Source organism: Synechococcus sp. BA-124 BA4 (assembly GCF_034931165.1).
This window is the reverse complement of the sequence record NZ_JAYGIA010000079.1, coordinates 1-11810: the sequence shown is the minus strand read 5'-3', so window position 1 is coordinate 11810 and position 11810 is coordinate 1. Positions and strand designations below refer to the sequence as shown.

14 protein-coding genes and 1 pseudogene are annotated in these 11810 nt (G+C 69.0%); 14 read left to right on the top strand and 1 reads right to left on the bottom strand.

Annotation, left to right across the window (positions count from 1 at the left end; all coding sequences use genetic code 11):
- Positions 1-8: 8 nt before the first annotated feature.
- The 7 genes from VB734_RS10455 to VB734_RS10425 all read left to right on the top strand — a co-directional run bounded on the left by VB734_RS10455 (position 9) and on the right by VB734_RS10425 (position 6004).
- A complete protein-coding gene (locus VB734_RS10455; protein ID WP_197165375.1) occupies positions 9-1172 on the top strand; it encodes a homocysteine biosynthesis protein in 1164 nt (387 codons plus the stop codon).
- A gap of 69 nt (positions 1173-1241) precedes the next feature.
- Complete coding sequence (locus VB734_RS10450) at positions 1242-1925, top strand: CAAD domain-containing protein (RefSeq protein WP_231594823.1); 684 nt, start codon at positions 1242-1244, stop codon at positions 1923-1925.
- Positions 1926-2008: 83 nt separating this feature from the next.
- Positions 2009-3172: a GuaB3 family IMP dehydrogenase-related protein gene (locus VB734_RS10445; protein WP_197165377.1), complete on the top strand. Its 1164-nt coding sequence runs from the start codon at positions 2009-2011 to the stop codon at positions 3170-3172.
- 213 nt (positions 3173-3385) lie between these two features.
- The gene (gene trxA, locus VB734_RS10440; protein WP_006170349.1) at positions 3386-3709 is read left to right on the top strand and encodes a thioredoxin; all 324 of its coding nucleotides are present in this window, start codon (positions 3386-3388) and stop codon (positions 3707-3709) included.
- A gap of 35 nt (positions 3710-3744) precedes the next feature.
- Positions 3745-4800, top strand: coding sequence for an LOG family protein (locus VB734_RS10435; RefSeq protein WP_197165379.1), 1056 nt, complete (start codon positions 3745-3747; stop codon positions 4798-4800).
- Positions 4797-5429, top strand: coding sequence for an imidazole glycerol phosphate synthase subunit HisH (gene hisH, locus VB734_RS10430; RefSeq protein WP_197165381.1), 633 nt, complete (start codon positions 4797-4799; stop codon positions 5427-5429). The genes VB734_RS10435 and hisH overlap by 4 nt, the downstream gene beginning before the upstream one ends.
- On the top strand, positions 5426-6004 hold the full coding sequence (locus VB734_RS10425) for an RsmD family RNA methyltransferase (protein WP_197165383.1): 579 nt from the start codon (positions 5426-5428) through the stop codon (positions 6002-6004). The genes hisH and VB734_RS10425 overlap by 4 nt, the downstream gene beginning before the upstream one ends.
- 1 nt (position 6005) lies before the next feature.
- On the opposite strand, the gene petG is transcribed toward VB734_RS10425, so the two are convergent.
- A complete protein-coding gene (gene petG, locus VB734_RS10420; protein ID WP_006170345.1) occupies positions 6006-6119 on the bottom strand; it encodes a cytochrome b6-f complex subunit V in 114 nt (37 codons plus the stop codon).
- Between the two features lie 73 nt (positions 6120-6192).
- Between petG and VB734_RS10415 the strand changes: the two genes are divergently transcribed.
- The 7 genes and pseudogenes from VB734_RS10415 to VB734_RS10385 all read left to right on the top strand — a co-directional run.
- Entirely contained in the window at positions 6193-6591 is a 399-nt protein-coding gene (locus VB734_RS10415; RefSeq protein WP_197165385.1) for a c-type cytochrome, read from the top strand.
- On the top strand, positions 6588-7376 hold the full coding sequence (locus VB734_RS10410; protein WP_197165387.1) for an RNA methyltransferase: 789 nt from the start codon (positions 6588-6590) through the stop codon (positions 7374-7376). Before VB734_RS10415 ends, VB734_RS10410 begins: the two co-directional genes overlap by 4 nt.
- 33 nt (positions 7377-7409) lie before the next feature.
- Positions 7410-8498 carry a serine hydrolase gene (locus tag VB734_RS10405; protein ID WP_197165389.1) on the top strand — a complete coding sequence of 363 codons (1089 nt, stop codon included), beginning with the start codon at positions 7410-7412 and terminating at the stop codon, positions 8496-8498.
- A 6-nt stretch (positions 8499-8504) separates the two neighbouring features.
- Positions 8505-9983: a DUF3370 domain-containing protein gene (locus VB734_RS10400; RefSeq protein ID WP_322782585.1), complete on the top strand. Its 1479-nt coding sequence runs from the start codon at positions 8505-8507 to the stop codon at positions 9981-9983.
- Positions 9980-11065, top strand: coding sequence for a magnesium chelatase ATPase subunit I (gene bchI, locus VB734_RS10395; RefSeq protein WP_197165393.1), 1086 nt, complete (start codon positions 9980-9982; stop codon positions 11063-11065). Before VB734_RS10400 ends, bchI begins: the two co-directional genes overlap by 4 nt.
- A 4-nt stretch (positions 11066-11069) precedes the next feature.
- Entirely contained in the window at positions 11070-11531 is a 462-nt protein-coding gene (ruvC, locus tag VB734_RS10390; protein ID WP_197165394.1) for a crossover junction endodeoxyribonuclease RuvC, read from the top strand.
- A pseudogene (locus VB734_RS10385) lies at positions 11531-11810 on the top strand (5-formyltetrahydrofolate cyclo-ligase); the annotation flags it as partial. The gene ruvC and the pseudogene VB734_RS10385, both read left to right, overlap by 1 nt.

Here is an 11810-nt window from a genome sequence, read left to right as displayed (position 1 = left end):
TTGCGCCGATGGGATCCGCCCCCCCTCGCTCCCGCACCGAAGCGCAGCTGCAGGAGCGCCAGAGCGCCGGTGATCTGGCGGTGAGGAGCGCCGCGGACTTCCGGGCCCTGGTGGCCTCCGAGGGACTGGAAGCGGCCTACTCCCGCACCGATGTGGTGGTGGCCGCCAACGCCGAGTTCACCGACCAGGCCACACTCCAGCTCAGCCTCGGTCCCTGCGACCCGCCCATGCGCCTGCGCGAGGCGCGGCTGGATGGGGTCACGGCCCTGGGCTCGAGCGGCAGCGGCGGCCTGACCCTTCCGATCGGTGGTGGCCTCTCGGACCCGGAGCAGCGTGGCGGCGCCCAGGTGCTGGGCAAGTTGCTGGCGGGCCTGGAGGTGGAGCTGGTGGCCAGTGGTGAAGGCACGGCCCTGCATCCACGCCGTGAACTCCAGACCCGCCTTCAGCTCGAACGCCTTGGCGTGGCACGCCTGCTGCTGCAACGGGCCATCAGCGAAAACGGCATCGTGGCGGTGAGCAGCGCCGAAGGAGTCACCCACAGTCCGTACGGCCCCCTGCTGGGCCCCTACGGCAGCGCCCTGTACAGCAGTGGTGGATCTCGCAGCATCGGCCTGACCATGCCTGGCCTGAGCCTGCTGGGCCCCGGCTCGCCGGTTCTGGTGGGAGGAGGGATCGGCTGGGTGATCGGCGCCGGCAGCGGCCATCAGCCGCAGATCCGGCGGCTGCCGAGCGGCCATGCCCGCGGTCCTGGGGCCGTGGCGGCCGTGAGCGTCGACCTGGCGGAGCTGAAGGCCGAGTGGATCCGGCCCTGCCATTTCGAAGGCCATGGCAGTGCCCTGCTGGTGGCGATCGCGGCCCCTGTGCCTCTGATCAACCTGGCCGTGGCCCGCCAGGCGGCCTGCGGCGACGACCAGCTCGAGGCCCCCGTCCTCGATTTCTCGATTCCACGCCGGATCCGGCCGAGCTTCGGCTTCGTTCCCTACAGCCAGCTTCTTGCCGGCGAGATCCAGGTGGACGCCCGCCATCTGCGCTGCGCGCCTGCCCACAGCCCCCGCCTGGCCGATGAAATCGCCGCCGGGCTGATCCAGCGCTTGCTCGATGGCTCCTTTCCCCTGAGGCTTCCCCTGCTCCCCCTGAGTGATCGGCCGGGTCTGATTCCCCTCGAGGGCTGAAGGCATCGGCGGCAAAGACAAGCCGAAGGAATCGGCGTAAGCTCCACCGGCGGTTTTGCGCGATAACCGGTGGTCGAGTCCTCTGCTGGATCCCATGAGCCCGATCAGGGCCAGGACCTGCCATCCCCCGCTGAGGAGGAACCCGGCACTGTGCCCGGGCCTGGTGCCTCTGTCCCGGACGACCAGATCACCGCTGAGGCCGAGCTGAGCACGGGCGCCGTGTCAGCCGTGGAGGCCGAACCGCAGCCGGCCCCGGAACCAGAACCCACATCGGAACCGGAACCGCAGCCCATCCAGGACCCGGAGCCTCAACCGGAGCCGGAGCCTGAGCCGGCTCCTGAGACCGAACCCGCGCCCGTTCCTGCCGCCCCCGCCGACCCTGCCGTGGCCGCCACCCTGCATGTCCCTGCCAGTGTGGAGAGCGGAAACGGGGAAAGCGGCGGCGAGTGGGAGCTGCTCAGCGGCAAGGTGCGTGACTGGTTCAGCAGCGGGGCCTTTCAGCGGCAGGTGCAGCAGTACAGCGGCCCCCTCAAGCTGCTGGCGGGCTTCGTGGGCCTGCTGCTGCTGCTGAGGATCTACGCCGCGCTGCTGGGTGCGATCGAGAGTCTGCCCCTGGTCCCCGGCCTGCTGGAGCTGGCCGGGGTGATCTGGCTGAGTCGCTTCGCACTCACCCATCTGGTGCGCAGCAGCGACCGCCGGACGCTGCTCGCCTCCTGGCGGGAGCGCTGGACGTCGTTCCGTGGTCAACCCTGAGGCCCGACCAGAGGCCCGGTTCCCTGCAGCCCTGGCAGGGCCAGACCGGTTGATAGCTTGGCCCGACTGCAGAAACCCCAGTGGTGTCCATTCAGTTAGGTCGATCCCGAACCGTTCGCCGCGCCTACGGGATCGACGAGATCGCCCTGGTGCCCGGCGGTCGCACCGTGGATCCCGAGGTGACAGACAGCCGCTGGACCATCGGTGGAATCGAGAGGGAGATCCCGATCATCGCCAGCGCCATGGATGGTGTGGTGGATGTGTCGGTCGCCGTGGAACTGTCCCGGCTCGGGGCTCTGGGTGTGCTGAACCTGGAGGGGGTCCAATGCCGTTACGACGACCCGAATCCGATCCTGGATCGCATCGCTGAAGTGGGCAAGGAGGCCTTCGTGCCCCTGATGCAGGAGCTCTACGCGCAGCCCGTGCGCGAGGACCTGATCCGCCAGCGCATCGCGGAGATCAAGGCCGCCGGTGGCATCGCAGCCGTCAGTGCCACCCCTGCCGCGGCGCTGCGCTTCGGTCAGGCAGTGGCCGAAGCCGGCGCCGACCTCTTCTTCGTTCAGGCCACGGTGGTCTCCACCGACCACATTGGGCCCGCCGGGCGCGAAACCCTCGATCTGGCCGCCCTCTGCCGGGATCTCGGCATTCCGGTGGTGATCGGCAACTGTGTCACCTACGACGTGGCTCTCGAGCTGATGCGCGCGGGCGCCGCCGCGGTGATGGTGGGCATCGGCCCTGGAGCCGCCTGCACCTCCCGGGGCGTTCTGGGTGTGGGCATCCCCCAGGCCACCGCGGTGGCCGATTGCGCCGCCGCCCGCGACGACCATGAGCACGAGACCGGCCGTTACGTGCCGATCGTCGCCGACGGCGGCATCGTCACCGGCGGTGACATCTGCAAGTGCATCGCCTGCGGCGCCGATGCGGTGATGATCGGATCGCCGATCGCCCGCGCCAGTGAAGCCCCAGGCCGTGGCTTCCACTGGGGCATGGCCACCCCGAGCCCGGTGCTGCCCAGGGGCACCAGGATCAGCGTGGGCACCACCGGCAGCCTGGAGAAGATCCTGCGCGGTCCGGCCAGCCTGGACGACGGCACCCAGAACCTGCTCGGCGCCCTGCGCACGTCGATGGGAACCCTTGGTGCACGAACGATCAAAGAGATGCAGCAGGTCGATGTGGTGGTGGCCCCATCTCTGCTCACCGAAGGGAAGGTGTACCAGAAAGCCCAGCAACTGGGCATGGGCAAGTAGCCCCTTGCAACAGGGATCCAGTTTCGGCACGAATCGAGGGAATCCCGGTGGAGACGGGCGTTAACCTCAAGGTGTGGGGGCTCCGGCTCGCACACTCCTCACACCAACCCGCCCGGCGCGTCCGGGCATTTTGTCTTCCTACGGTCCCTCCGCCGTCATGGGGGATTCCTGGCCCTCGTTGCTAGATTCCAGGCACCTTGTCCCCTCCCTCGGATGTCCAGCGCCACTGCCGTCACCGATGCTTCCTTTGAGCTGGATGTGCTCAAAAGTGACGTGCCCGTGCTGGTCGATTTCTGGGCCCCCTGGTGCGGCCCGTGCCGCATGGTGGCCCCGATCGTCGACGAGATCGCCAAGGAATTCGAGGGCAAGCTGAAGGTCTACAAGCTCAACACCGACGAGAACCCCAACGTCGCCAGCCAGTACGGCATCCGCAGCATCCCCACCCTGATGATCTTCAAGGGAGGGCAGAAAGTGGACACCGTGGTGGGCGCCGTTCCCAAGAACACCCTCTCCGGCACGATCGCCAAATACCTCTGAGCAGCCCTTCATCTCCTGCCCCCTCACCCTCAGCGATGACTCCGGCCTCTCCCTCGCTGGAGCGGTTGGCGGATTCACTGGCTGATCATCCCCATCGCCTGCTGATCGAGCGCTCGCTTCACTCGATCCTGGAGATGGCCCGCATCGCCGATGACACGGACGACTGGAGGTTGATCTCCGGTGCCCTGAGCGATCTGCATGAGGCCCTCGCGACCTTCCACCCCCACCGCACCACCCGCAAGGTGGCGGTGTTCGGATCGTCCCGAAGCCTGCCCGGGAGCTCCACCTACCGGCTGGCGGCGGAGGTCGGCCGGGAAGCCATGGGCGCAGGCTTTGAGGTGATCACCGGTGCTGGCGGCGGGGTGATGGAGGCGGCGAACCGGGGAGCCGGAGCGGAGCACAGCTTCGGCCTCAACATCCAGCTGCCCTTCGAGCAGGAGCCCAACCCCTACGTCGCCACAGCAGGCGATCGCCTGGTGCACTTCCGCTACTTCTTCACCCGCAAGCTCTTCTTCCTGCGCGAGAGCGACGCCCTGGTGGTGCTCCCCGGCGGTTTCGGCACCCTCGACGAACTGTTCGAAGCCCTGACTCTGATCCAGACGGGGCGAACGGCCCCCATTCCGGTGGTGCTGCTGGCACCCCCGGGCCAGGGGCTCTGGCAGGACTGGCCTGAGGAGCTGCTTGCCCGCCTCGAGTGCGAAGGATTGATCGGTCCTGATGACGCAGGGCTGATCAGCCGAGCCGGCAGCGCCGGCGAGGCGATCGGGCTGATCCGCCGCTTCTACCGGGTGTTCCACACCACCCGCATCCGAGACGAGGAGCTGGAGCTGCTGCTGCATGTGCCCCTGGGGGAGGGTGAGCTGCTGGCCATCCGCTCCGGATTCCAGGATCTGCTGCGCAGCGGCGATTTCGAGCTGGGGGAGAGCTGCGACGACAACGATCGCCTGAGGCACTGCCTGCGCTTCGACTTCGATCAACGCCGAGTCGGCCGCCTGTATCAGCTCATCGCCGCCATCAACGCGCTCGATCTGCCCCGCAGCGACGACCTGCTGCATCCGGAGCAACGCAGCTGTCTGGAGCCGCAGCCATGAGCCGCCGGATCGGCCTGATCGATTACGGCATGGGCAACCTGCATTCGGTGGCCCGTGCTGTGGAGCGTCTCGGGGCCGACCTGATTCCCGTGCTGGATGCCCCGGCGATGGAGGCGTGCGATGCCCTGATCCTGCCGGGGGTGGGATCATTCGATCCGGCGATGGAACGTCTCCATGAGGCCCGTCTGGTGGATCCACTGCGGGAGTGGAGCGCCAGAGGTCGCCCCCTGCTGGGGATCTGCCTGGGCCTGCAGTTGCTGTTCGAGGGCAGCGAGGAGGGACAAGCCTCTGGCCTCGGCCTGCTCAGAGGCAGGGTTCGGGCCCTGCCCTCCGCTCCGGGGCATCCCATCCCCCACATGGGCTGGGCACCGCTGATCTCCACCAACCCCAGTCCCTTGCTGCCGGAAGGTCATCCAGCGGCCTGGGTCTATTTCGTGCACTCCTACGCCGCTGCTCCCGACGATCCGGCCTGCAGCACCGCCGAAGTCCTCTTCGCCGATCAGCCTGTGACTGCGGCGGTCTGGCAAGGGGCCCTGGCGGCCTGCCAGTTTCACCCCGAGAAGTCAGGACCCCAGGGGCAACGCATGCTTGCGCGCTGGCTGGCCTGGGTGGACCAGGACGGGGCATGAGTCTGCGGCTGAGTGGCGGACGCCGACTGCTCAGTCCGCAAGGTCTGAACGCCCGACCGACCAGCGCCAGGGTGCGGCTGGCGGTGCTCAACCTGCTGGCCGCTGAACTGAGCGGATGCCGCTGGCTCGATCTCTGCTGCGGCAGCGGTGTGATGAGCTGCGAAGTTCTGCAACGGTGCGCCCGGCGGGTGGTCGCCGTGGATCACGACAGGACGACCCTCGGCATCGCCCGACGCAACCTGGAGGCGGTCAGGGCCAGCGTGGCTGGGGCCTGCGATCTGCGGCTGATCAGGGCAGAGCTGCCCGAGTGGCTGTGCCGGGGCCCCGGGCAGCAGCTGGGGGAGGAAGCGGCGGGAGGCTTCGATCTGATCTACGCCGATCCCCCTTTCGCCTCGGGTCTGTACGCCCCGATTGCCGAGGCGGTGTCCACCTCGGGCTGGCTGGCTGAGGGGGGACGCCTGCTGTGGGAATGCTCAAGCGAGACGTACCCGGACGTCCCTCCCGGCTGGCAGCTGAGCGACCGACGGCGCTACGGCAGTTGTGGCCTGATGATTCTGGTGCCTGCTGTGGCCTGACTCAACCGCCCAGGGCGCTGCCGCGGCGGTACTGGTTCCAGGCCGCCACGAACAGGCCCACCAGGGTGATCGGGATCAGACCCAGAACGATGCCGCAGAGGAGGGGTTCGATCATCGGGAGCTGGAAGTCGTGCCTGGCGCAATTCTCCCACGGCCAAGGCAGGCTGGTTGCGTCTTCCGAGTGATCCGTGACCGGCGATCCTTCCACCACCCTGGAGGCCACCCAGACGCCCGTGAAGCGCCAGGGCCTGATCACCGCCCTGGTGCTGCTGGCCGCAGCCGGCTGCATCCTGCTGCTGCTGCTCGTCCTGCCGGCGGCCCGCAGCGACCCCTACACCCGGCGCACCCTGGAGCTTTCGGGCTCGCGCGAGAACGGGGGGCGCCTGTTTCGAATGAACTGCGCGGGCTGCCATGGCATCGCCGCTCAGGGGCTGGTGGGTCCCAGCCTGCACGGGGTCAGCCAGCGCCGCAGCGACCGCCAGTTGATCCGCCAGGTTGTGAGCGGCCGCACTCCGCCGATGCCCCGATTCCAGCCCGAACCCCAGGCCATGGCCGACCTGCTGGCCCATCTGCACAGCCTGGAGTGAGCGGCGGTGCGCCGCCTGACCTCCCTGCGCTGGCCCTGGTGCTGGTGGAACCCGCTGGCCCCCTGAATGTGGGGAGCGTGGCCAGGCTCTGCGCCAATTTCGCGCTTCGGGACCTGCGGCTGGTGGCCCCTCGCTGCGATCACCTCGGTGAGGAAGCCCGGCGCATGGCCGTCCACGCCGGGGCCTTGCTGGAGCGGGCCCAGGTCTATCCCGATCTCGCGGCGGCCATCGCCGACCGCACCCGGGTGGTCGCCGCCAGCGGACGGGTGGACTCCCAGGCGGTGCCCATCGAAGGCCCCGGCGAGGCCATCCCCTGGCTGCTGGACCAGCACCGGGGAGCTGGACCGGCGGATCGCCCCAGCTCGCCTGCTCTGGTGTTCGGGCGGGAGGACCGGGGCCTGAGCACTGACGAACTGCTCCAGGCGGGTCGCATCCTGCGGATCAGCACCGACCCCGGACGCCCCTCCCTCAACCTCTCCCATGCAGTGGCCATCACCCTGCACGAGCTCCGGCGCTGGCAGCAGGACAGCAGCAACCGCCCAGCGAGCGGTCCGGCGCCGGTGAACGGGCCGGAACCCGCCCATCGGCAGCTGCTCGAGGCCGCCATCGCCGATGCCGAGGAGTTGCTGTTGGAGGTGGGGTTCCTGCTCCCTCATACGGCCCATGCCCGGATGGCCAAGCTGAGGGCCCTGCTGCAGCGGGCCCAGATCAGCTCCGAGGAAGTGGCCCTGGTCCGGGGGATGGTCCGTCAGCTGCGCTGGGCCAGCCAGCGGGGAACCCCCTAAGGTCCTGCCATCTTCATCGCCCCTGGCTTCATCGTGCGTACGGGCCGTCCCCCCCGTTCCGGATCCCCCGGCTGGTTCCAGCCCCTCGCCCTCGTCCTGCGCCTGCTGGTGATGGGCCTTGGCCTCGGGGTGCTCACCGGCACCGCCTTGAAACAACTCGCCCCGAAACTCGCCCAGGGCGCGATGGACGCCCCCAAGGCCAGCAGCGCCAGCTCACCGGTGCCAACCCCCAAGGGAGGCCTGGCCCTGGGGCGCTTCGAGTCCAGGGTGGAACTCACCAAGCTCAGCCAGCGCTGGAAGGCCCTTGCCGCCGAGCAGAAGGATCTCAAGGTGGGCGGCTTCCTGCTGGTGCTGGATGACGGCCGTTTCGCCCAGCTCAATCCCGACACACCCCTGCCCGCCGCGAGCTCGATCAAGACCCCGATCCTGTTGGCGGCCCTCGACGACCTGGACGCCGGCAAGCTGCGCTGGAACGAACCGCTGCCGCTGACCAAGGAGGTGGTGGGAGGCGGAGCCGGCTGGATGGCCAGCCGTCCGCTGGGCACCCGCTTCCCGTTCTATGAGGCCGCCACCGAGATGATCCGGGTGAGTGACAACAGCGCCACGAACCTGCTGATCAAGCGCCTCGGTGGCAAGGCCGCCACCAATGCCCACTTCCAGGCCCTGGGCCTGCCCGCCACGGTGGTCAACAACTGGCTGCCCGACCTCGAGGGCACCAACACCACCAGCCCCCGCGACCTGGCCCGCTCGATCGCCCTGGTGGACATCGGCGAGAAGCTCAGCCCGCGAGCCCGCGACCATTTCCGCACGATCATGGCCACCTCCCGCACCAACACCCTTCTGCCCGCAGGGTTGCTCAAGGGCCTGGGGGGCAACTCCAGCGACCCCGACAGCGAGCTGATGGCCCGGGGACTGACCGTGCTCAACAAAACCGGCGACATCGGCATCGCCTATGCCGACGCCGGGCTGATCGAACTCCCCAACGGCAAGAGAGCCGTGGCAGGGTTCATGGTGAAAGGCCCGTTCAACGACCCCCGCTCCACCGATCTGATCCGGGCCATGGCCGCGGCCGTGAGCGAAACCCTCGTGGGTCGCAGCGAGTCCTCTCCCCAACCGCGCTGAGGTGTGATGCCCGTCCTGACCATGGCCGCCGGCCTGCTGCTCACCGCAGCCGTAGCCCAGCTGGGCGCCACGGCTGCGGCTGTCCCGGCCCCGGCTCCGGCCCCTGCTCCGGCCCCGGCCGTCGCCCCGAGCACCGAGTTCAGGACCCAGCAGGTGCGTCCCCTCAGTGGCGGACTCGACCGCGTGGCGGTGATCAACGACAACAACCCCGAGCTGATCATCCAGCCCGGCATCCTGCTCTCCACCTTCAACGGCCGCGGAACGCTCGCGGGCCAGCCGTTCTCCACCCCTGAGGCCCACCTGAACGTTCCTCTGCAGGGACGCTTCGATCTGTTCAGCCACCACGTCTATGCCGGCCGGCCGGAAACCCTCGACTCGGTGCTCTGGCTGGGGGTGGTGGCCGCTCCGGTGAACAGCAAGCCGGTGCGGCTTCGGGTGCTGAGCGGATCCACGGCCCTGTCCCAGTCGAGCGATCCGAGCCAGCCGGCGGCTCCCTTCCTGCCGCTGCCGCCCCTGATGACCCACGACGGCACATCGGTGTTCGCCGGCCCAGGGTCACGGGTGGCGGCCGAACTGCTGCAGAACCGCCGCGGCAGTGGGATTCCCCAGGAGTGGACCCTGTCTGCGGGTCAGCTCACCACCCTGCTGGCCCTGCCGATTCCCGTGAAGGGGCTCGATCCTCTGCTCAACGGCCGCAACCTGCAGCTGCGGCTGGAGAGTGACGGTCCCGTGGAGTTGGCCACCCTGGCCGCCTTCGGAGGCGAGCAGCCACCGGAAGCGGAGGTCTGGAGCCGCCTGCTGCGCGCCGGACTCAGCGCCAAGGAGCACGTGCCCACACCCAGGGGGCAGCCCGGGGGCATCATCTACTCGCGGGTGAGCGGCGTGCAGACGGGCAGCCGCTGGAGCGCACGGCTCACCGATCCCGGCACGAGGTCACTCTCCGTGCGCAGTGCACCGGTGTCCTGGCCGATCGCCTCGCTGGAGCGGGGCAGCCTGGGCAGCGGCCAGGTGCAGACCGCCGAACTGCAGGCTTTCTACCCGGGCACCGCCTGGGCCGCGCACGGAAACTACGGCGTGGAATACGACCTGACCCTGCCCCTGGTGAACGACACCAAGACCCCAGTGGCCCTCGATCTGGCCCTGGAATCCCCGCGCAAAACCGACAGACCCGAAGGCGGTCTGCGCTTCAACCTCACCCCGCCCAGGGCGGTGGTCTTTCGCGGCACGGTGGAGGTGAGCGGGCTGGATGGCCCGGAAGGCCGTCCAGCCGGACGTCGCTGGTTCCATCTGGTGCAGCGCCAGGGTGAGAAGGGCCCCAGCCTCGGGCGCATCAGCCTGGCCCCAGGCCAGCAACGGCAGGTGAGGGTGCGGCTGATCTACCCCGCCGACGCCACGCCCCCCCAGGTGCTGAGCCTGCTGCCCGCTCCGGTGCTCCCACAGGCAGCTGTGAAACAATCCGAATCCGTGCCGGCCCCCCGTCCGTGAGTCAGACCCGCAAACGCAGGGCGTTCCCCTTCACCGCCATCGTCGGCCAGGAGGAGATGAAGCTCGCCCTGTTGTTGAACGTGATCGATCCCCGCATCGGCGGGGTGATGATCATGGGCGACCGGGGCACGGGGAAATCCACCACGATCCGCGCCCTCGCGGATCTGCTGCCGGAGATCGAGGTCGTTGCCGGAGATCCTTACAACAGTTCCCCCAGCGACCCCGACCTGCAGAGCGCCGAAGTGCGCCAGCGGGTGGAGAGCGGCGAAGCACTGCCGGTGGAAGCGCGCCAGGTCCCGATGGTCGACCTTCCCCTCGGTGCCACCGAAGACCGCCTCTGCGGAACGATCGACATCGAGAAGGCTCTGAGCGAAGGGGTGCGGGCCTTCGAGCCGGGTCTGCTGGCCAAGGCCAACCGCGGCCTGCTCTACGTCGATGAGGTGAACCTGCTCGACGACCATCTGGTGGACGTGCTGCTGGATTCGGCCGCTTCCGGGTGGAACACGGTGGAGCGGGAGGGGGTCTCGGTGCGTCACCCGGCGCGCTTCGTGCTGATCGGCTCGGGCAACCCCGAGGAAGGAGAACTGAGGCCCCAGCTGCTCGATCGCTTCGGCATGAGCGTGGAGGTGCGCACGGTTCGCGATCCGGAGCTGCGCGTGCAGGTGGTGGACCAGCGCACCGGCTACGACAGCGATCCCGACGGCTTCAACAGCCACCACCTGAGCGCGCAGCAGGCGCTGCAGCAGCGGGTGGTGGACGCCCAGCAGCGGCTCCCCGAGGTGCTGATCGATCCTGATCTGCGCATCCGCATCTCGGCGGTCTGCGGTGAGCTGGATGTGGACGGCCTGCGCGGCGACATCGTCACCAACCGGGCGGCCCGGGCCCTGGCCGCCTTCGAAGGACGTACCGAAGTGACCGACGACGACGTGGCCCGGGTGGTGGCCTGCTGCCTGCGCCACCGGCTTCGCAAGGATCCGCTTGAGCAGATCGATTCCGGTGATCGTGTGATCAAGGTGTTCTGCAAGATCTTCGAGATGGCGGACACCTCCCGCGACGCCTTCCAGCTGTCCCTGGCGGCCTGAAGCCTTGCGCATCCTCGGCATCGATCCAGGCCTGGCCCGTGTCGGCTATGGCCTGATCGAGACCGGTCCGCCCCAGCGGCTGCTGGACTGCGGAATGATTCGCACCGAGGCCGGCACACCGGAGGGGGAGCGACTGGTGGAGATCGCCCGCGACCTGCGCTGGCTGGTGCGCCGCTGGGGCCCCGAGCTGGCCTCCGTCGAGAAATTCTTCTTCTACCGCTCCAGCACCACCATCTCCGTCGTGCAGGCCCGGGGGGTGGTGATGATGACGCTGGCCCGGCTGCGGGTGCCGGTGGTGGAGTTCCCGCCGATGCAGATCAAGCTGGCGCTCACGGGCTCCGGTCATGCCGACAAGAACGACGTGCTTGATGCCGTGATGCGGGAACTGGACCTGGCCCATCCCCCCCGCCCCGATGACGCCGCCGATGCCCTGGCCGTGGCCCTCACCGGCTGGTTTCAGCGCTGATGGCGGGTGAACCGGGGCCGGCCGACCCCAAAGCTCTCTGGCGCCGACACTTCCGCCAGCGACGGGCTGCTCAGCCGGAGGCGCAGCGGAGGCGGCTGCTGGAGCAGGCCCTCAGTGCTGTGCCCCCCCTGATCGGGGCAGATCAACGGCTTGGGCTCTACTGGCCCCTGGCCGGTGAGCCGGATCTGCGGGACCTGGCCGGGGTCCTTCCAGCCCGGCTGGCCCTGCCCGCCATCCGGGCTCCGGCAGGAGAGGCCAGGCTCGGCTACGAGATCTGGC